Source organism: Peribacillus sp. SIMBA_075, from assembly GCF_046534585.1.
The window spans coordinates 1-271 of sequence record NZ_JAWRYN010000629.1; the positions used below are offsets into that span (position 1 = coordinate 1).

The window sequence follows — 271 nt, forward strand, 5'->3', positions numbered from 1 at the left end:
GTTTAATTCACTGATTTCAGAAGAAGCACTTCCTTTTTGCTTTTTCACTTGCTTGAATAGCTTGTCTTTTTCATCAAGCTGTTTATTCAAGTCCGTTTGAAGTGTTTCAAGCTTTGCAAGTGTCTTTTGAACATCTTCAAGCTTTGTGTTTAATTCGTTTTCAGACTTTTGGAGTTCAGCTTTGTCTCTTTCTTGCTCTTTAATGATTTCGCTGTCTGCGTTGATTAGTGTAGATACAGCACCTGCACGGCTGATGAAATCGCTAAAGCTT

At 37.3% G+C, this 271-nt stretch carries 1 protein-coding gene; it reads right to left on the reverse strand.

Annotated features, from left to right (window positions below):
- Nucleotides 1-271, reverse strand: a 271-nt coding sequence (locus SB775_RS29700; protein ID WP_410864827.1) for a coiled-coil domain-containing protein, incomplete at both ends; no start/stop codon positions are given.